Genomic DNA, 23,457 nt, shown 5'->3' with positions numbered 1-23,457 from the left:
TCCGGAACTCCCCATGCCGTTCATCCGCCTGCTTGCCGCCGCATTCCTGTTCACCCTTGCCGCCACGTCCGTGTCCGCCCAGCCGCTTCCCGCGGGCGTCACGAAGGTCACGAGCGTCGAAGGCATCACCGAATATCGCCTCGACAACGGCCTGAAGGTCCTGCTCTTCCCGGACCGGTCGAAGCCCACGATCGTGGTGAACATCACGTACCTCGTCGGCAGCCGCAACGAGAACTACGGCGAGACGGGCATGGCGCATCTGCTCGAGCACCTCGTGTTCAAGGGCACGCCGAAGAACCCCGACATCGACCAGCAGTTCAACCAGCGGGGCGCGCGCACCAACGGCACGACCTCCACGGACCGCACCAACTACTTCGAGCTCTTCCAGGCGAATGACGAGAACCTGAAGTGGGCCCTCGAGCTCGAGGCCGACCGCATGGTCAACTCGAACATCGCGAAGAAGGACCTCGACAGCGAGATGACCGTGGTGAGGAACGAGTACGAGTCGGGCGAGAACTCGCCCATCGGCGTGCTCTTCAAGCGCATGCAGAGCGTGGCCTACGACTGGCACAGCTACTCGCGCTCGCCCATCGGCAACAAGAGCGACATCGAGAACGTGAAGATCGAGAACCTCCAGGCGTTCTATCGCACGTACTACCAGCCGGACAACGCCGTGCTGCTGGTCGCCGGCGCCTTCGACGAGGCCAAGGCCCTCGCGATCGTCGCGAAGGCCTTCGGCGCGATCCCGAAACCCGCGCGCAAGCTCCCGGATTTCTGGACGGTCGAACCCACGCAGGACGGCGAGCGCGAGTTCACCGTGCGCCGCAAGGGGGACATCCAGGTCGTCGCCGTCGCCTACAAGGTGCCCTCGAACCTGCACCTCGATTCCGACGGCATCGCCTTCGCGAACTTCATCCTCGGCGATACGCCCACGGGACGCATGCACAAGGCGCTGGTGGACACGGGCAAGGCCGCGCAGGTCGCCGGCATCCCCCGCCTGGGCGTGGATCCGGGCCTGCACGTCTTCGCGGCCGCGGTGAAGAAGGGCGATCCCATCGAGCCGGTGCGCGAAGAGATGATCCGCATCCTCGAATCCTTCGGCGCCACGCCGCCCACGAAGGATGAAGTCGAGCGCGCGCGCGTGAACTACTACAACCAGATCGAGAAGACCTTCGCCAATCCCGAATCCTTCGGCGTGCAGCTCTCCGAGTACATCGCGCTGGGCGACTGGCGGCTCTTCTTCCTCTCGCGTGACGACCTCGCCAAGGTCACGCCCGAGATGATCGCCAAGGCGGCGAAGGCCTACTACCGCCGCGACAACCGGACCATCGGCATCTTCCAGCCCGAGGACTCGCCGCAACGCGCCGAGATCCCGTTCGCACCCACCGTGGCCGAGGTGATGAAGGACTTCAAGGCGACCACGGTCGTGAGCGAGTCGGAAGCCTTCGAGCCCACGCAAGCCAACATCGACGCGCGCACGAAGCGCTTCACCATCGGCGGCACCAAGGTCGCGCTGCTTTCCAAGAAGAACCGCGGCGAAACCGTGAACATCTCCATCGCGTTGCGCGTCGGCAACGAGAAGGCGCTCTTCGGCAAGCGCACCGCCGCACAGCTCGCCGGCGCCATGCTTTCGCGCGGCACCACGAAGTTCAGCCGCCAGCAGCTCGCCGACGAGTACGACCGCCTCAAGATCTCCGGCCGAGTGGGGGGGCCTGGAACGAGCCTCCAGACCACGAAGGGCAACGTCGAGGCCACGCTGCGCCTCGCGGTGCACGTGTTGCGCGAGCCCTCGTTCCCTGAAAGCGAGTTCGAGCAACTGAAGAAGGTCACCGCAACCAGCATCCAGTCGCAGCTCTCGGAACCCACGGCCCGTGCCTCCGATGCGCTTTCGCAGCATTTCAATTCGTATCCGCGCGGCGACTGGCGCTACGCCTTGTCGCTCGAGGAAATGCTGGCCGCGATCCAGGCGGCGAAGCTCGAGGACGTGAAGGCCTTCCACCGCGATTTCTACGGCGCGAGCGTGGCCGAAGTCGCGGTCGTGGGCGACTTCGACGAAGCCCGCGTGACCGCCGTCCTCAAGGAGCTCTTCGAGGGCTGGAACTCGCGCACGCCGTACGAGCGCGTGGAAACCGAGTACCGCCCGGTCGCGCCCGCGACCCTGACGGTCGACACGCCCGACAAGGAAAACGCGATGTGGCTCGCCGCGCACAACGTGGAACTGCGCGACGACGATCCCGACTACGCCGCGGCGTTCGTCGCGAACTACATCCTGGGCGGCGGCGCGGGTCTCGATTCGCGGCTTGCGTCGCGCATTCGCCAGAAGGAAGGCCTGTCCTACGGCGTGGGCTCGGACCTGTCCGTGGGCCCGGTCACTCGCGCCGGCTCGTGGAGCGCCTATGCCATCGCCGCGCCGCAGAACGTGGCGAAGGTCGAGGCCGCCTTTCGCGAGGAGCTCGATCGCGCCCTCAAGGAAGGCTTTACCGAGGCCGAGGTCGCCACGGCGAAGTCGGGCATCCTCCAGATGCGCGCGCAGAACCGGGCGCAGGATGGAACGGTGGCGGCGGCGTGGGTGTCGAATCTCGAGCTGGGACGCACCTTCGCGTTCAGCAAGTTGACCGAGGATCGCATCATGGCTCTCAAGGCGGCGGACGTGACGGCCGCGCTGCGCAAGTACATCGATCCGGCGAAGGCGACGATCGTCAAGGCGGGGGATTTCTCGCGGAAGGCCGTCGCGAAGTGACGACGCTGCGGGAGCTCTACCTCACCCATGTCGGCAAGATCGCCGACAAGTGGACGCTCTTCCTCGACGTCTACGAACGCATCTTCGCGCGCTTCCGCGACAAGCCCCTGGCCCTCGTCGAAGTAGGCGTCGCCAACGGCGGTTCCCTCGAGCTGTGGGCACGCTACTTCGCCGCGGCGACGGTGGTCATCGGCTGCGACGTGGATCCGAAATGCGGGAGCCTGCGTTTCGAGGACCGGCGCATCGGCGTCGTGGTGGGCGCGGTGAACTCCGCGCCGGCCTACAAGGAGATCACCGACAAGGCGCCGACGTTCGACCTCTTCATCGATGACGGCTCGCACACCTCGCGCGACATCGTGCTTTCGTTCCTCAACTACTTCCCGCGCCTGAAGCCCGGCGGGCTGTACGTGATCGAGGACCTCCACTGTTCCTACCTCGCCGGTTTCGGCGGGGGGATCGACCGGCCCGACAGCTCGATGGCATTCCTCAAGACGCTCGCCGACTTCGTGAACCGGCCTTACTGGGAGCGCGACAAGCCTCCCGCCACGCTGCTCGCACCCGTCTTCGGGGCGAACCACGCGGTCGATCCCGCGCTGTTCAGCAGCATCTTCGCGATTGCGTTCTATGATTCGCTTTGCGTGATCGAGAAGCGCTCGGCGGAAGACCAGCCGGGGCTCGGGGACCGCGTGATGGTCGGGAACGAAGCGAGCGTCTTTCCCAAGGCGCTCGCGCTCCAGGCCGAGGAAAACGCCAGAAAGGCATAAGCAGGGAGAAGGGCATGACGTTACGCGAGCTGTATCTCTCGCACGGCGGCAAGGTCGCTGACAAGTGGGCGCTCTACCTGGACGTCTACGAGCGAGTACTGGCGCCGTATCGAAACAAGCCCGTCTCGATGGTCGAGGTGGGCGTCCAGAACGGGGGATCCCTCGAGATCTGGGCGCGCTACTTCCCCGAGGCCGCGGCGATCCTGGGCTGCGACATCGATCCGAAGTGCGGCGAGCTGCGCTTCTCGGACCCACGCATCTCGGTGGTGGTCGGGCCGGCGAATACCGAAGAGACGTTCCGCGAGATCACGTCGCGTGTTCCGTCCTTCGACATCTTCATCGACGATGGCTCGCACACTTCGCGCGACATCGTCTTTTCCTTCCTCAACTATTTTCCCCGGCTTTCCTCCGGCGGCCTCTACGTGGTCGAGGACCTTCACTGCGCCTACATGCCGGCGTTCGGCGGTGGAATCCATCGGCCCGATACCTCGATGGCCTTCCTGAAGGCACTGGCCGACTTCGTGAACCGTCCCTGGTGGGAGCGGGCCCGGGACCCGGCCGCGCACCTGGACCCGATCTTTGGCCAGGGCCACGGCGTGGACCCGGCGAGCTTCGCCGACGTGCTGGGCGTGAGCTTCTACGACTCGATGTGCATCATCGAGAAGCGCCCCCCCGCCGCCACGCCGGGGCTCGGGCCGCGCATCACGGTGGGAACCGAGGCCATCGTCGAGCCCCGCGTGCTGCCCGGGTTACAGGCGCAATGAGGAAGCCTACAGGCGCAACACGGCGCGGCCGGGAATTGTGACCTTTGTCACAGCGATCAAGGCACGATGGGCGCAGCTTGGCCCAAGGACGGAAAAAGTGTCATGGGTCACATTTTCAGGTCCAGAGGTACTGCCATGATCAAAGACTCGACGTCCGCGGCGCCGGCGCACGAACGCCTCGGAATCTACGTTGCACTCGACCGCATTCCCTTCCTGAAGGGGCGGTACGCGCGCAAGTTCGCCGCCGCAACCTTGATTGCGGTGGTGCCCCCCCTCATTACGCTGGTGCTCTACCTGGTCTTCGCCGAGCACTCGCCGGCGTCGCGGCAGTTGCTGCCCGCCCTGGGGCTGACCTACCTGGCGGGCTTCATGGCCACGCTCTGGCTGCACAACGGCCTGCTGGCGCCCGTGGCGATGTCCTCCGAAGCGGTGAAGGACTACCTCGACGACAAGGCCAAGCCGACGCTGCCGCGCGAGTTCCCCGATGAAGCCGGCCGGATGATGAGCCGCACGCAATACCTGCTCGAGCTCTTCGACCGCTGGGGTGACCGCATCGAGAACCTGTCGGACCTCGACGAGATCACCGGGGTGTACAACCGCCGCGCGGGCGACAAGCGCCTCGCCGAAGAGGTTGCGCGCGCCGAGCGGGACCTCGAAACCTTCCATGTCGCGCTCGTCGACCTGCGCGCCTTCCGGCACCTGCGCGAAGAACACGGTTACCCCGCGGGCGACCTCGCGATGGTCCACCTCGTGGGCGCGCTCGTGTGCAACACGCGCCGCGGCGACTGGATCGCGCGCTGGGGCTCGAACCAGTTCCTCGTCGGCCTGCACCGCAACCGCAACGCGAAGCTCGTGAGCGAACGCATCCTGCATGGCATCGAAGCCGTGCCGTGTCCCGTCGGCCCCAACAAGGAGATCACCCTGAAGGTGGCCTGCGCCGTGGTGGAGTACGCCTTCGGCGATGGCGAATCGGGGCTGGTGAAGCGCGCCGAGGACGCGATCGTGGAGGCCAAGGTGACGTCCACGCCGCTCGGACCCTCGCGCGCGGTGTATCGCCATGGATCGCCGCGGGTCGAACAACAGGAAACCTCGGACAGGGCGTCCTGAGGAGGCATAATCCGGGGCGATGCCTGACCGCCCCACGCCCCCCCACGCAGTGATCCTCGCCGGAGGATCCGGCACCCGCCTCTGGCCGCTCTCGCGGCTGCAATCCCCCAAGCAGTTCCTGCCCCTCGCGGGTGACGAGACGCTGATCGAGGCGACGATTTCGCGCCTCGCACCACTCATCCCCGCGAGCCAGGTCCTGATCGTCGCGTCCGCGGAAACCGGGAGCGGCGAGGGCTATCACCTGCTCGAACCCTACGACCGCCTGCTCGAGCCCGTGGCTCGCAATACGGCACCGGCCGTGGCGGTCTCCGCCCTCAAGTTCACGCTCGCAGGCCTCGACCCGGTGCTGGTCGTGCTGCCGGCCGACCACCTCGTGACCGGGCTCGAGGACTTCCACCGCAACCTGCGCACCGCGATCGCGGCCGCCGAATCCGGCAAGCTCGCGTTGTTCGGCCTCCCGCCGGTCCGCCCCGAGACGGGATTCGGCTACATCGTGGCCGAGGGTTCGGGCGACGTGCGCCGGGCTCGCTCGTTCCACGAAAAGCCTGACGCCTCCGTGGCGAAGGGCCTGATCGCCGCGGGCAACTGCTACTGGAACTCGGGCATGTTCGCGTGGCGTGCTTCGGTGATCCTCGCGGAGGTCCGCCGCCACCTGCCCTCGCTCGTGCCGGTGCTCGATGCGATCGCCGCCGACGTGCGCGCGGGCCGCGGATTCCAGGAGGCGATGGCCGCGCATCTTGCCGACGCGCCTTCGATCTCGATCGACAAGGGCGTGCTCGAAAAGTCGGACAACGTGTGGCTCGTCCCCGCGAGCTTCGGCTGGTCCGACATCGGCAGCTGGGCCTCGGTGCTCGAGGTCGCCGCGCGCGATGCCTCGGGCAATGCGGTGCAGGGCTCGGTGATCGCCATCGACTGCAAGGACAGCCTGGTGCGCAGCGAATCGCGCCTGGTCGCCGCGCTGGGCGTGGAGAATCTGGTCATCGTCGAGACCGCGGATGCGGTGCTCGTCGCCCGTGCGGACCAATCGCAGCGCGTGCGGGAAATCGTGGAGCGCGTGTCCGCCGCATCGGGCAAGGAACACCTCACGCACGTCACCGTGACGCGACCGTGGGGCAAATACACCGTGCTCGAGGAGCGCCCGGGCTACAAGCTCAAGAGAATCGAAGTGCGTCCCGGCGGGCGCCTCAGCCTGCAGAGCCATGCTCGCCGCTCGGAGCATTGGGTGGTCGTTTCCGGCGTGGCGACCGTCACGATCGATGGCGAGGAACGCAGCCTGGTCCGCGATGAATCCACGCGCGTTGCGCTCGGCGCCCGGCACCGCCTGGAGAATCGCGGCGACACGCCGCTGCAGCTCATCGAAGTGCAGGTGGGCGACTACGTGGAGGAAGACGACGTGCAGCGCTACGACGACGTCTACGGGCGGTCGTGAGCTACCGGACCAGGACCTTCACGAGCCCGCGGCAGCCATCCTCGATGCGATCGAGCGCCGCTTCGTAGTCGCGCTCGTTGCCGCCATAGGGGTCCCCGACCTCTTCTCCGTGAAACGCTTCGCTGTACTCGAGGAACATCTCGATGCGGCCGCGCGCCCGCGTCGGCGCGATCGCGAGCATGTGGCGCTGGTGTCCGCGATCCATCGCGAGGATGAGGTCGAAGCGATCGAAGTGGTCGGGCACGAGCGGCTGCGAGACGATGCGCGTGAGGTCGTAGCCCCTGCGGCGCGCGGCGGTGACGGCCATCGGGAAGGGCGGCATGCCATCGCGCGCGGCATGGGTGCCCGCGGAGGCGAGCTCGAACCCCTGCGCGCCCTTCGCGGCGAGGAGCTTCCGAAGCACGCCTTCGGCCGTCGGCGAGCGGCAGATGTTGGCGGTGCAGACGAAGAGGATCGAGCGCATCAGGCGTCCGCTTCGAGGGCGCGCCACGCGCGCTGGATCCAGAAGTGATAGCCGAAGTACCCGAAGAAGAACGGCCAGAACAGCATGGGCTCGGGCACCCGCGCGCGCCAGCCGAAGTAGCCCACCGCGCCGAAGGCCGTCGAGATCGCCACGAGCAGGGCGAGTGATTGGGTCGCGCTCAAACCCCGTGCCTGCAGGTAGTGGTGGATGTGGCGACGGTCGGCGGCGAAGGGGCTGCGCCCGGCGCGAATGCGCCGCGCCATGAGCGACACGCAGTCGGCGAGCGGGAGGAGCACGACCCAGAGTGCGGCGATCGGCGGGAACGCGCGGTCCGTGCCTTGCGTGAGATCCACGGCGAACCATCCGAGCGCGAACCCGAGCGAGAGGCTTCCGGCATCGCCGAGGAACACGCGCGCCTGCGCATGGCCCGGGAGCCGCAGGTTGAAAAGGAGGAACCCGCCAATCGCGCCGCAGAAGATCAGCGCGACGACGAAGGCGTTGTCGACACCCGAGCCGTACGCGACAGCGGCGTACCACGCGAACGCGACGAACGCGATCGAACCCGCGAGTCCGTCGAGGCCATCCATCATGTTCACCGCATTGGCCACGCCGACGACCGCGAAGATCGTGAGCGGAACCGAGAACATCATCAGGCCGATGGGCCGCCAGCCCAGCAGGTCGCCGACGCTGCGAAGCTGCACGTCCGCGCCCCAGATCATCAGGCCGCAGGCGAGGACCTGGACGGCGAGCTTCCAGCGCGGCGCGATTTCCCGGAGGTCGTCCCATGCGCCGACCGCGACCACCATCGCGACGCAGGCGAGGAAGATGCCGGCCGCGAAGGCCACGCCGGCCAGCGTGGCGGCGAGGGCGAGTGCCGCGAAGATCGCGAGCCCGCCCACGAGCGGCACCGCACGCGCATGCGCCTTGCGGCCGCCCGGATGGTCGAGCAGGCCGGCGCGAGGCGCGAGCCGCGCGAGGACGAGCGTGCCTGCCGCCGAGAGGGCCATGGCTGCGATGAAGGCCGCGTCGGCGTGCATGGTCAGGCGTACCCGTTCGGGTTTCGCTGGTGCCACTGCCACGCGTCGCGGCACATTTCCTCGAGCGACCGGCGCGCCTTCCAGCCGAGCAAGGCCTGCGCGCGCGCAGGATCGGCCACGAGGACCGCGACGTCTCCCGCACGGCGCGGCGCGACGTTCGCGGGGACGCGCACGCCGCTGGCCTGCTCGAACGCGTGGATCACCTCGCGCACGCTCTGCCCCACGCCACGGCCCAGGTTGATCGTCGTCGCCGGTTCGCGAAAATCGCGCACGGCTTGAAGCGCGCGAACGTGACCCTCGGCGAGATCGGCGACATGAAGGTAATCGCGCAGCGCCGTGCCATCGGGCGTCGGATAGTCGTCGCCATGGATGGCGAGCGCATCGCCACCCGAGGCCGCGCGGCAGATCGCCGGCATCAGGTTCGCCGAGGTCGCGTTCGGGTCCTCGCCGAGGCGGCCGCTCGCATGCGCGCCGACGGGATTGAAATAGCGGAGCACCGCGATGCGCCAGCCGGGCCGCGTCGCCGCAACGCTCGCGAGCATTCGCTCGACGGTCGCCTTCGTTTCGCCATACGGATTGGTCGGCGCCATCGGGAATTCTTCGCGAAACGGCGGCGGCGAAAGCTCGCCGTACACCGTGGCCGACGAGCTGAAGACGAGCGTGTGCACGCCCGCCTCCTGCATGGCGCCCACGAGGTTCACGCTGCCCAGCACGTTGTTGTCCCAGTAGCCCAGCGGGTCGCGCACCGATTCGCCCACGGCCTTGAGCCCGGCGAAATGCACGACCGCCTCCGGACGTTCCTCGGCGAGGAGCCGGTGCATCGCGACCCGGTCGCGCACGTCGGCGCGCGCGAACGCGGGCTTGCGCCCGGCAAGCTCGGCCACACGGTCGAGCGCGCGCGCGGAGCCGCGGCTCAGGTTGTCGGCGACGATCACGTCGTGGCCCGCCTCGAGCAGTGCGAGCGACGTGTGCGAGCCGATATAGCCCGCGCCCCCGGTCACGAGCACTCTCATCGCGGCGCGACCTCGGGCAGGCCGATCGCGGCGACGTAGGTAGCCACCACGCGGCGCACGTCGAATTCGCGTTCCATCTTCTCGCGACCGCGCTGGCCCATCGCGCGCCGCTCGCCGGGCGCCATCGCGGCGAGCGCGACCATCTTCGCGGCGAGGTCCGCGCAATCGCGGGGGCGCACCACGAAGCCGGTGCGGCCGTCCTCGACCGTATCGCGGCAGCCGACGTTGTCGGTCGTGATGACCGGCAGTCCGAGGCTCGCGGCCTCGAGGAGCACGCGCGGGATGCCCTCGCGGTAGTACGAGGGCAGGACGACCGCCGACGAGGCAAGCATTGCGCCGGCCACGTCGTCGGTCGTCCCCAGGTATTCGATCACGCCCTCGCGCTCCCATGCGGCGATCTGCTCGCGCGGAATCGCCGAGGGATTGTCCACGCCGGTCGCGCCGAGGAGCTGGAAGCGCGTGCCGGGCAGGCGGGCACGCACGATGCGCGCGGCCTCGACGAATTCACGCACGCCCTTTTCCCAGAGCATTCGCGCCACGAGGAGGAACGTGAACGGTCCGGAATCCGGCGCCGGCCGCGATGCGCGGCGCGCGTCGAACGCCTGCAGGTCGACGCCTTCGCCGCCTGGGAGGATGCGGGCCTTGCCCTCGGGCAGCAGGCCCTGCGCGACAAACAGGGCACGATCGTCCTCGTTCAGGAACCAGGCGTATTCCACGCGGCGCAACGCCAGCCGGTAGAGCTGGCGCGCGAAGCCCGCGATCCAGCCTTGCTTCGCGAAGGCATATCCCGCTCCGGTGATCACGGGCACGCAGCGCACGCCGCAGGCCTGGCCCGCGAGTGTGGCGTAGATCGAACACTTGATCGTGTAGTTGAACGCGAACGCGGGCCGCGTGCGGCGGAACGCGCGCAGGAAATCGAAGATCGCACGCGCATCGCGCAGCGGATTGGTTCCCTTCGCGTCGATCGGCACCTCGATGTACTCGCAGCCGAGCCCCACCAGCCGCTCGGAGTACGCGTCGCGCGGCGCGAGCGCGATCACGCGGCAGCCGCGCGCGAGCAGCGTCTCGATGACGGGCCGGCGGAAGTTGTAGAGGCTCCATGACGTGTTGGAAACCAGGGCGACGGCGGGTGGCGTGCGCGGGTCCATGTCCGGGGTTCGCTCAGCGTTCGCGCTTGCGCGCGCCAAAGTACATGCACAGCAGGAGGAACAGCGGAAGGATCTGCAGCTTGAAGCGCACGGCCGTGCCGAGGTTCTGGTAGGAGATCGGCCCGTAGATCACCAGCCACACGGCTACGTACACGACGCCCGCGATCACGAGGGGCTCGCGCAGGTCGCGCCACCGGGCGCGCGCGAGCGCGAACGCGAAGGCCGCCAGCAGCAGGGCGTTCTCGAGACCCGAGAGCAGGCCGAAGCCCGAGTCGATCTCGAGCGGCAGCGGCCGGAACAACGCGGTGAAAGCCGCGAGCGGGATGAACCCGAGGAATTCGAGCGGATTGGTGAGATCCACGTCGAGCAGCTGGCTCGATCCGCCCAGGTGGCTCCAGCCCCGCGAGAACGCGTCGTAGCGCTCGACCGCATCCTCCCGCGACGCGATGTCGAAGCGGTCGCTCATGGCCTCGTAGAACGAGACCGCGGCCACGGCGATGATGACGGCGGCGATGAAGCGCCGCGGAAGCGTGCCGAAGTGCGCCATCGCCACGTAGCCGATCGGTGCCACGAGGATGAGGCACAGCCAGATGCGCATGTAGGCGATGATCGTGAGCCCGATGGCGAGCAGGCACGCCGCGGCGAACGTGCGGCCCTTCGTGAGGCTGGCCGCTCCCAGCGCCACGAAGCCCACGCCCAGCAGGACGAGCGGGTCCTTGCCCAGGATCGACGACCAGAAGAGCACCGAGGGGAAGAGCGCGATCGCGAAGAGCACGCGCAGGTCATCGCGCTTCATCGCGGCTTTCGCCGCCACGTAGAGGAAGTAGACGGCGACCAGGCCCAGGCAGGCGAAGAGGATGCGCGTGGCGTGGTACGAGTCGGGCAGGACGAGCTGCGCGATCGCGGTGAGGCGCACGACGTTCTCGGTTCCGTCGCCGATCTCGAGCATGTCGATCACGCCGAGCTCGCGCGTCGCAGCAAGGAAGTAGTGGAATGCGTCGATCTCGACGAAATACGACTCGTAGATCGGCATCGCGATCATGCACACGAGCAGCTTCGCCTGCCAGATCGCGAACAGGGCCAGGCGCTCCTGGCGCGCGATCGGCCAGGCGAGGATGGCGAGGCCGAGCACCACGCCGAAGACCAGGCCGATGAGGTAGTCGCTCTGCGCATCGGCGTAGACGAGCTGCGCGGCATCCTCGACGACCGGGAACGCCGAGAAGACCAGGCAGGCGACCACCACGGCGAAGTGGCTCGCGAGCAAGGCGGTGAGCGTCAACCACTCGTTGTCGCGGATCAAAACGGCGAACGAGCGTCCGGACGCGGCGCCGATCATCGCGGCTTCCCGAGCTCCGCGGCGAACTGCCGGCTGTACTCGGCCAGGCAGACATCCCAGTGCCGCATGCGGTTGAGGCCTCGCTCGTTGAGCTTGCGGTTGACCAGCTGTTCGCTCGCGGGACGCGGCGCGAAGAACTCGCCGCTGAAGTAGTCCGAGGGCACGACCTTCAGCTCGATCTGTCCGGCGAGGCCCAGGTACTCGAGGAAGCGCTCGGCGACGAGGCGCCGGTTCGCCTGGCCTTCGCACACCTGGTTGTACAGGCCGAACTGCCCGCTCTCGGCGACATGGAAGAGCCCGCGCGCGAAGTCCACGGTGTACGTGGGCGTGCCCAGCTTGTCCTCGACCACGTGAAGCACGCGCGCGCCGGCCTGGATCTGCCTGAAGAGCTTGTTGATGAACTTCTTGTCCTTGCGCGGGCCGCCGCCCATCATCCAGCCGGCGCGCAGGATGTAGTGCATCGGCACCGTCGCGGCAACCGCGCTTTCGGCGTGAACCTTGGATTTCGCGTAGACGGAGATCGGCGCCGGGGGCTCGTCGTCGTCGTAGACGTCCTTCAATCCGTCGAACATTCCCGCGGTCGAGATGAGCACGTAGGGCACGTCGAGCGATGCGGCGATGCGGCCGAGATTCTCCGCGGCCTCGCCGTTCGTGCGCCAGGCCCGCTCGGGCTCGCGCTCGCATTCCTCCAGGTCGGTCATTGCCGCGAGGTTGAGCACGAGCTCGGGGGCGAACCCGGTGAGCTCGCGGCGCATGAGCGCGAAGTCGGTCACGTCGGCGAGCGCGAGCCACGGATCGGGAAGGACGATGTCGGTGGCGCGGATCACCGCACCGCGCGCGGCGAGCTCGTCGTACACGGCCTGGCCCAGCATGCCGCCGCAGCCGGCCACGTAGACGCGCGTGCCCTTCGCGACGTTCAGCATGGCAGCGCGCCTTCGCCGAAGAGCGACAGGAAGGTCGCGCGTTGCGAGTGCATCGAATAGCGCGGTTCGACGTGCGCGCGGGCGCGTGCGCCCATCGCCTCGAGGCGCGCGGGATTGCGCAGCAGGCTCTCGATGGCATCCACCCACGCCTGCGTCGTGTTCTCCACCACGAAGCCCGACTGTCCGTCGTCCACGACCTCGTGGCCCGAGCCCGTCGAAGACACGACCGGCACCGCGCACACTCCCGAATACTGGATGGCCTTGAAGCCCACCTTGCCCATCTCCCACTCGCCGTCGGGCACGGGCATCAGGCCGATGTCGATGCGCGAGAGGTCCGCGATCTCCGACTGCATTCGCCAGGGGACGAATTGATAGTCGCGCAGGCCGGGAAAGCCGGGGTCGTGGTCGCAGATCACGAGGAAGGTGAATTCGTGGCGTTGGTCGAGGAGGGCGATCGCCTCGCGCACGAGGTCGAGGTAACGGGCGGTGCTGTGCGAGCCGGTCCAGCCGATCGTGATGCGCGAGCCCTGGCGCCCGCGCGGCACATGGTAGTCGAAGTCGATGGTCGTGGGCAGGAGCGCCACCTGCGCATTGCGCTCCAGCGCCCAGGCACGCAGGTAGGGATTGCACACGGCCACGCGCGCGGCGCGGCGGGTGATGTAGTCGACCTTCCACTCGCACTTGAGCGCTGCGGCGATCGGATTGGCCTTCGAGACCTGGGGCACGTAGATCGCGTCGTCGAAGTCGTAGACCACGCGCTTGCCCACCGCGAACAGCAGCCACTCGAACACCGGCGGTCCGAGCGGGATCGCGCCGCGATGCACCATCACCCAGTCGAAGCGCGACAGGCGAAGCGCCAGGATGAAGCGGCGGGCGAAACCCGCGAGCACGTGCAGCGCTTTGCGCAGCGACGCGCCGCGCGCGTAGAGGATGTCCATGGCCGGCCGCGAGAAAAACGGCGCGACCTCGACGCTTACGCCCGCCTGCTCGAGCGCGCCGAGGAACTGCTCGAAGCGGAAGCGCTGGCTCGGCGCGATGCCCAGGGGGTAGGGGCAGGCGATGAGGACGCGCATCGCTAGGGACGCGAACCGAACAGCAGCGCGGAGAACCGGCTGCGTTGCGCGTGGCGCGGCAAAACGCAGTACCACGTGATCTCGGCTGCGATGCGCTTCACCTTCAGGATCGCGCGCACCACGAGGCTCGCGGGCTTCGCGAGCGCGAGGGGCAGGACCGCGACCGGGTAGCAGAAGAGCCAGAAGCGGAAGTTGTGCGCGAAGGTCTCGCGCAGCTTGCCGAGGTAGCCCTCGGTCGTGAAGCGCGCCGAGCGGCGCATGCTCGCGATCTGGTGCGGGAAGTGGATCTCGAGGATCTCGTTCTCGAAGCGCTGCCGCAGCCTTGCCTCGCCCGGGAATTCGCGCTCCACGATGGCGAGCATGCCGCGGCCGAACACCTCGGCGGGTTCGTAGCCGCCCGAGTTCTCGATCTGCGCGCCCACGAGGCTGCGCGAAAGGATGACGCAGGGAAGATCCGAGCGCAGAGCGGCGAAGACGAACGACAGCTGGTTGATGATCGAGCCCAGGTACGCGTCGAACGAGGAGCCCGGCGCCATCTCCTGCGCCGCGCGCTTGTTGACGATGTTGCGCGAAATGAAGGTGAGCAGGCAGTTCACGCAGTAGAGGACATCGCCGCGGTCGGTCACGCGCGTCGGGCCGAGGTTCAGGAAGTACTTGCGGCGCGGCGCGAAGTCGCCGCGGAAGCTGTAGCCGCCCACGTGGATCAGCGCGAAGCGCTGCGCGCCGATCCAGGCGAGCACCTGGCCGAGCGCGCCCTCGAGGAGGACATCGTCGTCGCCGAAGATCCACACGTACTCGGTGTCGGCGTCCATGAAGCACTTGCGGATGTTGCCGTCCATGCCGATGTTCGTCTCGTTGCGCACGTACGCGAGCGGCAGTCCCTTGCGAAGGAAGGGTGCAACGGCGGCCTGCGTGTCGTCGGGCGAGCAGTTGTCGATCACCAGGACCTTCACCGCATCGCGATGGGCCGCGAGCTGCGCGACGATCGAGGCGAGCAGCCGGCGCACGTAGCGCGACCTGTTGTACGTCGGTATCGCGATGGTCAGGACGGGTGCATCGAAGCGGCGCGGCTCGCCGCCGGGGCTTGCAGAACTCATGCCCGGAATATACCGCAGCGGCCCTTCTCAATAGGCGTGCGGCGCGCGCCTCGCGAAGCGCCAGCAGGCCGCGCCCGCGAGGGCGGCGGCGAACGCGATCGTGGCGGGTGCGATGAACGCCGGCCGCGAGCCGAGCGCGAGGGCCGCCAGCGCCTGCACGAGCCCCATGGCCGCGAGCGCCGCAAGCACGGGCGCCAGGACCGCCGCCACGTACTCGCGCAGCGGCACCTTGAACAGCCGCAGCACATACGCGGGCACGTACCAGTTGTTGGTCGCGAGCTGGGTGGCGAGCAGGGCGAGCGCGACACCCCAGGCCCCGAGCACCGGCGCGAGCAGGAGCGCGACCACCACGTTGAGTGCGCCCGCCACGAGGGCGGGCACGGCGAAGGCGACGTGCCCCGCCGCAAGCGCCGAGAGCGCGAGGGCCACGTGATGGCTCTCGAGCACCATCACCGCGACGATCGTCCAGGCGACGCGGGGGTCGACATGCACCGTCGGGCCGAGCCAGGCGGCGACGATGGCTTCGGCGTTGAGCGCGAACGCGACGCCGAGCGTCGCGACCACGAACGGCGCGAAGCGCGCGTTGCGGAACATGAGCGAGCGCAGTTCGGTGGCGTCACCGGCGGCGTGCAGGCGCGACTGCAGGGGCACGGTCGCGGCGATGAGCACCACCGCGAATCCGTGGAACGCGGCGCACGCCTTCATCAGTGCCTCGAACGACGGGACTTCGGCCACGCCGACCTGGTAGGCGATGACGACGTTGCCGGTATTCATCAGCAGCAGCGTGCCCAGCTGCATGGCGGCCCAGCGAAGGCTGGCCGGTGTGAGCTCGCGCAGCGTCGCGGCGGCGCTCGCGGTCGCGCGCGCAGACCCTTGCCGACGCTTGCGCAACGTCGCCGCGGCCAGCGCGAGGATCGCGCCCTGCAGGGCCATCGCCGCACCCAGTCCCACGACGCCCGCGCCCGCTGCGAGCGCCGCGGCCGCGAGGACGAGCCCCGCCACGACGGCCGTGCCCTTCACCGCGCGCGCGAGCGCGATCTCTCCGAGCCCGTCGAGGATCGCGAGGTCGCCGTTGGCGCGGACGACCAGCGCAATGCCCAATGCGTAGAGCGCCCATGCGACCGAGATCGCGCGGCCCGCCGCATCGGCCACGAGGCTCGCGAGCACGATCGCGCCCAGGGGTGCTGCCACGACGAAGGCAAGCACGGCGAGGCAGGCGAAGAATTTCCGCGACGCCGCCACGAGGTCGGCGCGTCGCGCGGTCGAATCGCCCGGCGCGCCCAGTGCAAAGCTCATCTCGCGCGTGAACGTGGGGGAGAAGCCAAGGTCGAGCAGGAGGACCCACGTGCCGAACGTGATCGCGAGGACCCACGCGCCGGCCACTTCGGGAGCGAGGTAACCGACGGCGAGCCGCAAGTGGACGAGCGCGACGACCAGCCCCGTCGTGAAGAACAGGGCGGAACCGAGCTTTGCCGAGGAGAGGCTCTTCAACGGGCGGGGTGCGAGAGCGCAGGGCGGGACGGTCCGAGTCTACAATAGGGCCTTCTTCGAATCGCGTGAGGCACGACTGAGCTCTCCCCTGCCTTCCTCTCGTTCGCAATCCGACGCGGACGAGCTCCGCGCGCAGATTGCCGCCCTCGTTCGGCGCTTCGCCGAAACATCCACCGCACCCGCGCCCTTCGTCCCCGGCCAGACTCCGATCCCCGCTTCGGGCAAGGTCGTGGGTCCCGAGGAGATCGGCGCCATCGTCGATTCCGCGCTCGACGGCTGGTTCACGACGGGCCGCTTCAACGAGTGCTTCGAGCGCGAACTCGCGGCATTCCTCGGCGTGAAGCACGTGCTGACGGTGAACTCCGGCTCGTCGGCGAACCTGCTCGCGGTTTCCGCGCTGACCTCGCCGCTGCTCGGCGATCGCGCCCTTCGCCCCGGCGATGAAGTGATCACCGTGGCCACGGGATTCCCGACGACCGTCAATCCGCTGCTGCAGAACGGCCTCGTGCCCGTCTTCGTGGATGCGCATCTGCCGACGTACAACGTGGATGCGACGCAGCTGGAACGCGCGATCTCGCCGAAGACGCGAGCGATCGTGATGGCGCATTCGCTGGGCAACCCGTTCAACCTCGATGTGGTGATGCAGCTGTGCAAGCAGCACAACCTCTGGCTGATCGAGGACTGCTGCGATGCGCTGGGCTCGCGCTACCACGGCAAGCTCGTCGGAACGTTTGGCCACATCGCCACGCTGAGCTTCTTCCCGGCGCACCACATCACGATGGGCGAGGGCGGCGCGGTGTTCACGAACGATCCCGAGCTCAAGCGGATCGTCGAGTCGTTCCGCGACTGGGGACGCGACTGCTACTGCGCGCCCGGCAGCGAGAACACCTGCGGCAAGCGCTTTGCCTGGAAGCTCGGCGACCTGCCGTTCGGCTACGACCACAAGTACGCGTTCTCGCACGCGGGCTTCAACCTGAAGATCACCGACATGCAGGCCGCGCTGGGCGCGGCGCAGCTCGCGCGGCTGCCGCACTTCATCGAGCGGCGCAAGGCGAACTTCGCCTTCCTGCGCGAGCGGCTGCGGACGATCGAGGAGTTCGTGCTGCTGCCCGAGGCCGAGGCGGACAGCGAGCCCTCGTGGTTCGGCTTTCCGCTCACGCTGCGCGAGGGTGCCGGCGTGAACCGCCCGGACCTGCAGCGCTATCTCGACCAGTACCACATCGGTACGCGCCTGGTCTTCGCGGGAAACCTCATCCGCCAGCCGTACTTCCACGGCCGCAATTACCGGGTGGTCGGCGAACTGAAAACTTCCGACCGCATCATGGTCAACAGCCTCTGGCTCGGCGTGTACCCCGCGCTCGACGAAAGGCACCTGGAGTTCGTCGCGCGCAAGCTCGAGGAGTTCTTCCGCGTTGATTGACGCCGGAGGGGCTGGGAACGTACCATCGCACTCGGTAAACAGGAAAAAAATACAAGAAGACCAAGGAGTTACGGGCACTTTCCCCTGGCCGGGTTCCCCGTAGGCGCGAATTTTCGTGGGTGGCTTGGAGCGATCTTGAGAAAGGTGTTCCGATGAGCATGCAGACCAGGTTTGCGTTCGCGGCCGCAGTCTTCGCCGCCGGCGCCTCCGTTGCGATGGCACAGCAGGGGATGGGCGTGAGCCCCGTGCGCCCGCAATACGAGTTCCCCGCGTCGACGTCGAAGCAGGACAGTTCCGCGGGCTCCGTCCAGCTCGGCGACTCGCCGTTCTATCTCGCGCCCTTCATCGGCGCCGCGATCGGCCAGGACTCCAACCTCTTCCAGACGCGCGACAACGAGAAGGACTCGGTGTTCTACGTCATCAGCCCCGGCTTCAAGATCGACGCGCGCGGTCCGAGCCTCGTCCTGCTGGCGAGCTACCTGGGCGGATTCGGCTACTACAAGGACAGCCGCGACGACGACTACCAGGACCACACGGTTCGCACTTCGCTCGACTGGCTCGCGACACGCGAGGCCGCATTCCACCTCGGCTACGACTTCCTGCGTGCGCACGACGCGCGCGGATCGACGGACCGCCCCTCGGGCAACGAACCGGACGTCTACGAGCTGTCGACGCCCACCGTGCTCTTCGCCTACGGGCAGAAGGACGCGCGCGGCCGCGTCGAGGCGTGGTACTCGGACGGCGCCAAGCGCTACAAGAACAACCGCGAGTTCACGGTCGGCAGCGATCGCGACACGAAGGAAGCCGGCGTCACGGGCTACTTCCGGGTCGCGCCGAAGACCTCGATCCTCGTCGAGTACCGCAAGACCGACCTCGACTACAAGCTCTCGACGAGCCCGCTCTCCGGCGAGGAAGAACGCATCTACGCCGGTGTCACGTGGGATGCGACCGCGGCCGTGTCGGGAACGATCAAGGCCGGCCAGTTGAAGAAGCGGTTCAATTCGCCGGTCCTCGAGGACTTCTCCGGCACCGGCTGGGAAGGCCTCGTGACGTGGATGCCGCGGACCTACTCCAAGGTCGACGTCTACTCCTACCGCCAGCCGGTCGAATCGACGGGTATCGGCACGTTCGTGCTTTCCGAAGCGACGGGTGTTTCCTGGCAGCACGGCTGGAGCTCTTATTTCTCGACCGAGGCCGGCGCGCGCTTCCAGAAGGACAAGTACCAGGGCAATCCGCGCTCCGACGACATCTGGAGTGCCGGCCTCAAGGCCAACTACAAGTTCCGGCCCTGGCTGACACTCGGTGCGGAGTACCTTTACACGAATCGCGACTCCAACCAGCCGATCTACGAATTCGATCGGCACATCTGGTTCCTCACGGCCGTCGCCACCCTGTAGCGCCGAGGAATGCCGGAGACTTCGTTGTCACCCTGGAAGGTCGCGGCGCTTGCGTTCGCCCTGTTCGTGCTCGCTCCTGCGGCCTCCGCGCAGAGCGCCGAGCTCTCCACGTACAAACTCGGTTCGGGCGATCTCATCTCGATCCGCGTGCTGGGCGAAGAGGACCTCAAGCGCGAGAAGATCCGCCTGTCGGACGCGGGCACGATCTCCTTCGCCATCCTCGGCGAGATCAAGGTGAAGGGCATGACGGTGGGGGCGCTCGAGGATCTCATCACGCGGGGCCTCAAGGGGCGCTACCTCGTCGACCCCAAGGTTGCCGTGACGATCGACGAGTACCGCAACTTCTACGTGAACGGCATGGTCGACAAGCCGGGAGGCTATCCCTTCTCTCCGGGGCTCACCGTGCGCAAGGCGATCTCGATCGCCGGCGGCTTCAAGGAGCGGGCCTCGCGCGAGAAGCTCAACGTGATCCGCGATGACGATCCTTCGCAGACCCCGCGCAAGGTCGACCTGAACGCGACGCTCTTCCCCGGCGACATCCTCACGGTCGAGGAAAGCTTCTTCTGACATGAACGACCTCCTGCTCCAGGAACGGCTCGCCGCGAGCGAGTCCGCCCAGCCCCAGGCCGATCGGCCCGAGATCGTCGAGTACTGGCGCGCGATCGCCACGCGGCGCTGGAGCATCCTGATGCTCACCGCGCTCGTCGGCGTGCTCGCGACCCTGATCGTGTTCGCGATGCGGCCGACCTATCGCGGCACCGCATCGCTCCTGATCGAGCAGGGCCGCTCGAAGGTCGTGTCGATCGAGGAGGTCTACAACCAGGGCTTCATCCAGCGCGAGTACTACCAGACGCAGGTCGAGATCCTCAAGGGCGAAGAGCTCGCGCGCAAGGTGATCCAGAAGCTCAAGCTCACGACGCACCCGGACTTCGATCCGCGGCAGGTCGAGGCGCGCAGCGGCGGCATCTGGCTGCCCACGGATCTCCTCAAGGAAGACATTCCCGTCGGCGAGGAGCAGATCCTCAAGTACGTCGTGCGCCGCTTCCGCAAGGAGCTGCAGGTGCAGCTCGTGCGCAACAGCCAGCTCGCGCAGATCAGCTTTACCGCGCATGACCGCGAGCTCGCGGCCCAGGTCCCCAATACGCTGGCCGAGGTGTTCATCGAATCGGACCTAGACGCACGTGCCGCGATGACGCAGAAGGCCGCGTCGTGGATGCGCGAGCGCATGGGCGAGCTGCGCACCAAGGTGGAGAGCGCGGAGCGAGGCTTGCAGGACTACCGCGACCGCGAGCGGCTCGTCGATGCCAAGGGCCTCGCGCTGTCGGGTGCGAGCAAGCAGCTCGAGGAGATCACGAAGAGCCTCGTCGAGGCGCGCCAGAAGCGTGCGGAGGCCGAGGGCGCCTACAACGTCGTCCAGCAGATAAAGGCGGGCAAGTCGCAATCGACGTACGACACGATTCCGGCGGTGCTCCGGCATCCGCTGGTGCAGCGGCTGCGCGAGCTCGAAGGCGAGGCCGAGCGCCGCCTGAACGAAGCGGGCAAGCGCTACGGCCCGGAGCACCCCAAGCTGATCCAGGCCCGCGCCGAAGTCGAGACGGCGCATGCCAACACATGGCGGCAGATCGAGGTCGTCGTCCAGGGCCTGTCGCGCGAGTACGAGGCCGCCCGTTCGAACGAGGCCGCGCTGGAGCGCGCGCTCGGCCAGAGCAAGGGCGACATCCAGTCGCTCAACCGCAAGGAGTTCCAGCTCGGCGTGCTCGAGCGCGAGGTGCAGCAGAACCGCAACCTCTACGACATGTTCGTCAACCGCCTCAAGGAGACGAGCGCGGCCGGTGATCTCGCTTCCACGGTGGCGCGCGTCGTCGACCCGGCGACCGTGCCGGGCGAAGCGTATGCCCCGAAGAAGGCGCAGATCGTCGGGGTCGCCACGATGCTCGCCCTCCTGCTGGCCGCATTGCTCGCGTTGCTCCTGGACCGGCTCAACAACACGGTCAATTCGACCTCCGATGTCGAACAACGCCTGGGTGTTCCGGCGCTGGGCGTCCTGCAGAAGATCAAGGGCTTCATGAAGAAGGGCTTCGTTTCCGAGCTCGCGTTCTTCAATGACAGCCAATCGACGTTTGCCGAAGCCGTGCGCACGGTTCGCACGAGCGTCCTCATGTCGGCGCTCGACCATCCGCACAAGGTGGTGGTCGTCACGTCCTCCGTCCCGGAGGAAGGCAAGACGACGCTCTCGTTCAACCTCGCCTGCGCGCTCGGCCAGGTGAAGAAGGTCCTGCTGGTCGACGGCGACCTGCGGCGCCCGAAGATCGGCAAGCTCGTCGGGCGAGAGGCGCGCGCGCCCGGTCTCGCCGACCTCGTGGCCGACCAGGCCCAGGCTTCCCAGTGCATCTTCCAGCACGCCGAAGCGGGCATCTTCATCCTGCCCGCGGGCACGGTACCGCCCAATCCGCTCGAGCTCCTGAGCTCGCGCCGCTTCGACGAGGTGATCGCGAAGTTGAAGGAGGCGTTCGACATCGTCGTCATCGATTCCGCACCGCTGCAGCTCGTGAGCGATGCGCTCGTGCTCTCGCAGCACGCCTCGTCGGTGATCTATGTGGTGAAGGCCGATGCCACGCCCTACCAGGTCGCGCAGAATGGCCTCAAGCGACTGCGCCGCGTGAATGCGCCGGTGCTCGGCGTCGTGCTGAACCAGCTCGACCTCGAGAAGGCCGAGCGTTACTACGGCGAGTACAGCGGCTACCGCAGCTACAAGGGCTACAAGAAGTCCGGCTACGGCAAGACCTACGGGCAGGCCGATTGATGGGCACCGCCCGCTATATCCTCGTCATTCCCGCCTGCGCGGCGCTCGTCTGGCTCGCCTCGGGCGCCGTGCGCCTGGGCTTCGCCGATACGACGACGCACGAGTCGCTGCGAACGATGGCTTCGTGGTCGGCGCGCAATATCCAGCCGCCGCTCGCCGAGTGGCTGGCCGTGCGCAACAACCTCGACGAAGCGGCACTGAGGTCACCGAACGATCCGGCGTTGCACGAGACGCTCGGCGTGCTTCTGTTCCAGCGCGCCGGGACCTTTGAGTTCGTGGGCCTTGCGCACGAGAAGTTCGTGGCCTCGCTGGGACTGCGTCCCACGTCGCCGTACGCGTGGGCCAGCGTCGCCGCGGCCCGCTACGCGCAGGGGAAGACCGACGCCCTCTTCGAGGTCGCGCTGGTCAACGCCATCGCGCTGGGGCCTTCGGAGGCCGAAGTCCAGTGGACGGTCGCCGACCTCGGCCTCGCCGTGTGGGACGACGTCTCCGATGCCACTCGCCGCTCTATTCGCACCGCGATCGCCGCGGGGATGCAGCGCGATCCCCTTGGATTCCTTCAGGTTTCACAACGCCGTGGTAGGCTCGATCCCGCTTGCCGCCACGTCGCCGGAAACAAGCGCATCACCGACACGAAGTGGGTCAATCTTTGCGAAGGCAGGGGGACGACATGAAGAAGCTCTCCGTATTGCTCGGATTGTGGGTGCTGGTGCTGGCGAATCTTGCGTTCGCCAACGCGGTCGCAACGAGCGTATCAGGCACGGTTCAAGTAGCCACCGGCGCCGCCGCGCCGCGCCTGCTTCGGCAAGGCGACACCGTTCGCCAGGGCGACACGGTCTCGACCGGCGCCGGATCCTCCGCGGTCCTCAAGTTCGAGGACGGGCAGGTCGCGGCGCTCACGGCGAACTCGCGACTCACGGTCGCGACATTCGAGTACAACGCGCAGGCGGGCACCGGCAGCGTGCTGCTTTCGCTGCTCAACGGCGGCATGCGCGCGATCACCGGCCTCATCGGCCGCAACTCGCCTTCGCGCGTGACGTACCGCGCGGGCACCGCCACCATCGGCATTCGCGGCACGGACGTGACGATCGTCACCTCGTTCGGCAATGTCGTCGTGTCGGTGACCGAGGGCCTCATCTCCTTCTCGTTCGGCGGGCAGACGATCTCCGTTCCCGCGGGCCAGGGCGTGAACGCGAAGACCGACGGCACGTTCCAGCAGGGCGCGGCCAGCCAGATCGCGCAGCAACTGCAGGCAACGCCCGAGGGCCAGCAGATGCTCAACCTGCTCAATGGCGTGCAGGGCCTGGAGGGCGTGATCGGCGAAGCCGCCACGTCCCCGGTCAACACGACTCGGTCCGCAACGCCCAATCCGAGCAGCCCTACGGGCAGCACGGGCGGCGGTAACGCGAGCACCCGCTAGGCGCGATCGCTCAAGGGGCCACTCCGGCGAGC

Annotated in this window: 20 protein-coding genes; 11 read left to right on the top strand and 9 right to left on the bottom strand. The window is 67.8% G+C overall.

What is annotated here, in order from left to right:
• The first annotated feature begins 13 nt into the window (after positions 1-13).
• The 5 genes from DSM104440_RS12710 (at position 14) to DSM104440_RS12690 (ending at position 6,804) form a co-directional block, all read left to right on the top strand.
• Positions 14-2,740 (top strand): M16 family metallopeptidase, encoded by a 2,727-nt coding sequence (locus DSM104440_RS12710; RefSeq protein ID WP_171163192.1) that lies wholly within the window; start codon positions 14-16, stop codon positions 2,738-2,740.
• On the top strand, positions 2,737-3,504 hold the full coding sequence (locus DSM104440_RS12705) for a class I SAM-dependent methyltransferase (protein WP_171163191.1): 768 nt from the start codon (positions 2,737-2,739) through the stop codon (positions 3,502-3,504). Before DSM104440_RS12710 ends, DSM104440_RS12705 begins: the two co-directional genes overlap by 4 nt.
• 14 nt (positions 3,505-3,518) lie before the next feature.
• Entirely contained in the window at positions 3,519-4,268 is a 750-nt protein-coding gene (locus tag DSM104440_RS12700) for a class I SAM-dependent methyltransferase (RefSeq protein WP_171163189.1), read from the top strand.
• Between the two features lie 135 nt (positions 4,269-4,403).
• Positions 4,404-5,375 carry a GGDEF domain-containing protein gene (locus tag DSM104440_RS12695; RefSeq protein WP_171163187.1) on the top strand — a complete coding sequence of 324 codons (972 nt, stop codon included), beginning with the start codon at positions 4,404-4,406 and terminating at the stop codon, positions 5,373-5,375.
• 19 nt (positions 5,376-5,394) lie between these two features.
• Positions 5,395-6,804 carry a mannose-1-phosphate guanylyltransferase/mannose-6-phosphate isomerase gene (locus DSM104440_RS12690; RefSeq protein ID WP_171163184.1) on the top strand — a complete coding sequence of 470 codons (1,410 nt, stop codon included), beginning with the start codon at positions 5,395-5,397 and terminating at the stop codon, positions 6,802-6,804.
• Between the two features lies 1 nt (position 6,805).
• Here DSM104440_RS12690 and DSM104440_RS12685 read toward each other — a convergent pair whose 3' ends face one another.
• Genes DSM104440_RS12685 through DSM104440_RS12645 form a run of 9 tightly spaced genes read right to left on the bottom strand, consistent with a single transcriptional unit; the run spans position 6,806 to position 16,385 of the window.
• A complete protein-coding gene (locus DSM104440_RS12685; protein WP_171163183.1) occupies positions 6,806-7,267 on the bottom strand; it encodes a low molecular weight protein-tyrosine-phosphatase in 462 nt (153 codons plus the stop codon).
• Positions 7,267-8,304 (bottom strand): MraY family glycosyltransferase, encoded by a 1,038-nt coding sequence (locus DSM104440_RS12680; protein ID WP_171163182.1) that lies wholly within the window; start codon positions 8,302-8,304, stop codon positions 7,267-7,269. Before DSM104440_RS12680 ends, DSM104440_RS12685 begins: the two co-directional genes overlap by 1 nt.
• A gap of 2 nt (positions 8,305-8,306) precedes the next feature.
• The gene (gene galE, locus DSM104440_RS12675) at positions 8,307-9,317 is read right to left on the bottom strand and encodes a UDP-glucose 4-epimerase GalE (protein ID WP_171163181.1); all 1,011 of its coding nucleotides are present in this window, start codon (positions 9,315-9,317) and stop codon (positions 8,307-8,309) included.
• Positions 9,314-10,465, bottom strand: a complete 1,152-nt coding sequence (locus DSM104440_RS12670; RefSeq protein ID WP_171163180.1) for a glycosyltransferase family 4 protein — start codon at positions 10,463-10,465, stop codon at positions 9,314-9,316. Before DSM104440_RS12670 ends, galE begins: the two co-directional genes overlap by 4 nt.
• A 13-nt stretch (positions 10,466-10,478) precedes the next feature.
• The gene (locus DSM104440_RS12665; RefSeq protein ID WP_171163179.1) at positions 10,479-11,801 is read right to left on the bottom strand and encodes a hypothetical protein; all 1,323 of its coding nucleotides are present in this window, start codon (positions 11,799-11,801) and stop codon (positions 10,479-10,481) included.
• Entirely contained in the window at positions 11,798-12,724 is a 927-nt protein-coding gene (locus DSM104440_RS12660; protein ID WP_171163178.1) for an SDR family oxidoreductase, read from the bottom strand. The genes DSM104440_RS12665 and DSM104440_RS12660 overlap by 4 nt, the downstream gene beginning before the upstream one ends.
• Positions 12,718-13,797 (bottom strand): glycosyltransferase, encoded by a 1,080-nt coding sequence (locus DSM104440_RS12655; RefSeq protein WP_171163177.1) that lies wholly within the window; start codon positions 13,795-13,797, stop codon positions 12,718-12,720. The genes DSM104440_RS12660 and DSM104440_RS12655 overlap by 7 nt, the downstream gene beginning before the upstream one ends.
• Positions 13,798-13,799: 2 nt before the next feature.
• A complete protein-coding gene (locus tag DSM104440_RS12650) occupies positions 13,800-14,894 on the bottom strand; it encodes a glycosyltransferase family 2 protein (protein ID WP_171163175.1) in 1,095 nt (364 codons plus the stop codon).
• Positions 14,895-14,921: 27 nt separating this feature from the next.
• A complete protein-coding gene (locus DSM104440_RS12645; RefSeq protein ID WP_171163172.1) occupies positions 14,922-16,385 on the bottom strand; it encodes a polysaccharide biosynthesis protein in 1,464 nt (487 codons plus the stop codon).
• 76 nt (positions 16,386-16,461) lie between these two features.
• Here DSM104440_RS12645 and rfbH point away from each other — a divergent pair, with 76 nt between their 5' ends.
• From rfbH to DSM104440_RS12615, 6 genes are all read left to right on the top strand, one after another.
• Positions 16,462-17,805, top strand: coding sequence for a lipopolysaccharide biosynthesis protein RfbH (gene rfbH, locus DSM104440_RS12640; RefSeq protein WP_171165942.1), 1,344 nt, complete (start codon positions 16,462-16,464; stop codon positions 17,803-17,805).
• A gap of 152 nt (positions 17,806-17,957) precedes the next feature.
• Positions 17,958-19,202, top strand: a complete 1,245-nt coding sequence (locus DSM104440_RS12635; RefSeq protein WP_171163170.1) for an outer membrane beta-barrel protein — start codon at positions 17,958-17,960, stop codon at positions 19,200-19,202.
• A gap of 9 nt (positions 19,203-19,211) precedes the next feature.
• Entirely contained in the window at positions 19,212-19,769 is a 558-nt protein-coding gene (locus DSM104440_RS12630; RefSeq protein WP_171163168.1) for a polysaccharide biosynthesis/export family protein, read from the top strand.
• Position 19,770: 1 nt separating this feature from the next.
• Positions 19,771-22,005: a GumC family protein gene (locus tag DSM104440_RS12625; RefSeq protein ID WP_171163166.1), complete on the top strand. Its 2,235-nt coding sequence runs from the start codon at positions 19,771-19,773 to the stop codon at positions 22,003-22,005.
• A complete protein-coding gene (locus tag DSM104440_RS12620; protein ID WP_171163164.1) occupies positions 22,005-22,679 on the top strand; it encodes a tetratricopeptide repeat protein in 675 nt (224 codons plus the stop codon). The genes DSM104440_RS12625 and DSM104440_RS12620 overlap by 1 nt, the downstream gene beginning before the upstream one ends.
• Positions 22,676-23,425: a FecR family protein gene (locus DSM104440_RS12615; RefSeq protein ID WP_171163163.1), complete on the top strand. Its 750-nt coding sequence runs from the start codon at positions 22,676-22,678 to the stop codon at positions 23,423-23,425. The genes DSM104440_RS12620 and DSM104440_RS12615 overlap by 4 nt, the downstream gene beginning before the upstream one ends.
• The last annotated feature ends 32 nt before the right edge of the window (positions 23,426-23,457 follow it).

Source organism: Usitatibacter palustris (assembly GCF_013003985.1).
GTDB lineage: Bacteria > Pseudomonadota > Gammaproteobacteria > Burkholderiales > Usitatibacteraceae > Usitatibacter > Usitatibacter palustris.
This window is presented reverse-complemented; position numbering and strand designations above follow the sequence as displayed.

Bases quoted from the DNA above. Each gene is read 5' to 3' on its own strand.
- DSM104440_RS12615 (WP_171163163.1), top strand. From the start codon at position 22,676: ATGAAGAAGCTCTCCGTATTGCTCGGATTGTGGGTGCTGGTGCTGGCG.
- DSM104440_RS12635 (WP_171163170.1), top strand. From the start codon at position 17,958: ATGAGCATGCAGACCAGGTTTGCGTTCGCGGCCGCAGTCTTCGCCGCC.
- galE (WP_171163181.1), bottom strand. From the start codon at position 9,317: ATGAGAGTGCTCGTGACCGGGGGCGCGGGCTATATCGGCTCGCACACG.
- DSM104440_RS12685 (WP_171163183.1), bottom strand. From the start codon at position 7,267: ATGCGCTCGATCCTCTTCGTCTGCACCGCCAACATCTGCCGCTCGCCG.
- DSM104440_RS12665 (WP_171163179.1), bottom strand. From the start codon at position 11,801: ATGATCGGCGCCGCGTCCGGACGCTCGTTCGCCGTTTTGATCCGCGAC.
- DSM104440_RS12650 (WP_171163175.1), bottom strand. From the start codon at position 14,894: ATGAGTTCTGCAAGCCCCGGCGGCGAGCCGCGCCGCTTCGATGCACCC.
- DSM104440_RS12655 (WP_171163177.1), bottom strand. From the start codon at position 13,797: ATGCGCGTCCTCATCGCCTGCCCCTACCCCCTGGGCATCGCGCCGAGC.
- DSM104440_RS12710 (WP_171163192.1), top strand. From the start codon at position 14: ATGCCGTTCATCCGCCTGCTTGCCGCCGCATTCCTGTTCACCCTTGCC.
- DSM104440_RS12700 (WP_171163189.1), top strand. From the start codon at position 3,519: ATGACGTTACGCGAGCTGTATCTCTCGCACGGCGGCAAGGTCGCTGAC.
- DSM104440_RS12630 (WP_171163168.1), top strand. From the start codon at position 19,212: ATGCCGGAGACTTCGTTGTCACCCTGGAAGGTCGCGGCGCTTGCGTTC.
- DSM104440_RS12670 (WP_171163180.1), bottom strand. From the start codon at position 10,465: ATGGACCCGCGCACGCCACCCGCCGTCGCCCTGGTTTCCAACACGTCA.
- DSM104440_RS12660 (WP_171163178.1), bottom strand. From the start codon at position 12,724: ATGCTGAACGTCGCGAAGGGCACGCGCGTCTACGTGGCCGGCTGCGGC.
- DSM104440_RS12620 (WP_171163164.1), top strand. From the start codon at position 22,005: ATGGGCACCGCCCGCTATATCCTCGTCATTCCCGCCTGCGCGGCGCTC.
- DSM104440_RS12625 (WP_171163166.1), top strand. From the start codon at position 19,771: ATGAACGACCTCCTGCTCCAGGAACGGCTCGCCGCGAGCGAGTCCGCC.
- DSM104440_RS12680 (WP_171163182.1), bottom strand. From the start codon at position 8,304: ATGCACGCCGACGCGGCCTTCATCGCAGCCATGGCCCTCTCGGCGGCA.
- DSM104440_RS12690 (WP_171163184.1), top strand. From the start codon at position 5,395: ATGCCTGACCGCCCCACGCCCCCCCACGCAGTGATCCTCGCCGGAGGA.
- DSM104440_RS12695 (WP_171163187.1), top strand. From the start codon at position 4,404: ATGATCAAAGACTCGACGTCCGCGGCGCCGGCGCACGAACGCCTCGGA.